Here is a 905-nt window from a genome sequence, read left to right on the forward strand (position 1 = left end):
TGATACAACTGTTGGTTGGATAAGTGAGTCAGGCGTCACACTTGGCCGTATTGCTGCCCATGCCTGAGCCAGCGATCGAGCAAGGGGCTGACATGTTCCGGCCAACGCTCCAGCAGCGCTTGCGCCGCATCACGCACAGCGGGCAGCAAGTCGGCATCGCGCATCAGGTCGGCGACCTTGAATTGCAGCAGGCCGGTCTGGCGAGTACCAAGCATTTCGCCGGGCCCGCGCAGTTCGAGGTCTTTTTCGGCGATGACAAAACCGTCGTTGGTCTCGCGCATGATGCCCAGGCGCTGACGGCCGATCTGGGACAGCGGCGGGTGGTACAGCAGCACGCAGTGGCTGGCGGCGCTGCCCCGGCCGACACGGCCGCGCAGTTGGTGCAGTTGGGCCAGGCCCAGGCGCTCGGGGTTTTCGATGATCATCAAACTGGCGTTGGGCACGTCCACGCCGACTTCAATCACCGTGGTGGCTACCAGCAGTTGCAGGTTGCCAGCTTTGAACTCGGCCATCACCGCGGCTTTTTCCACAGGCTTCATGCGCCCGTGGATCAGCCCGACCTTCAGCTCGCCCAGGGCACTGGTGAGGTCCTCAAACGTGGTCTCGGCGGCCTGGCAGGTCAGCTCTTCGGATTCTTCGATCAGCGTGCACACCCAATACGCCTGACGGCCTTCGGCGCAGGCGCCGCGCACGCGTTCGATGACCTCGACGCGGCGCGTGTCGGTGACCAGCACGGTATTGACCGGCGTGCGGCCGGGCGGCAGCTCATCGAGGATCGACGTGTCGAGGTCGGCGTAGGCGCTCATCGCCAAGGTGCGCGGGATTGGTGTGGCGGTCATGATCAACTGGTGCGGGTTCATGCGCCCGCCCACGCCTTTCTGGCGCAAGGCCAGGCGCTGTTGCAC

Annotated in this window: 1 protein-coding gene; it reads right to left on the reverse strand. The window is 64.6% G+C overall.

The window, feature by feature from the left end; translation table 11 throughout:
* Positions 1–35 precede the first annotated feature (35 nt).
* Positions 36–905: helicase-related protein (locus FEM54_RS33250; protein WP_276614991.1), on the reverse strand; the 870-nt coding region annotated here is incomplete at its 5' end.

The sequence above is a fragment of the Pseudomonas edaphica genome, assembly GCF_005863185.1.
Classification (GTDB): domain Bacteria; phylum Pseudomonadota; class Gammaproteobacteria; order Pseudomonadales; family Pseudomonadaceae; genus Aquipseudomonas; species Aquipseudomonas edaphica.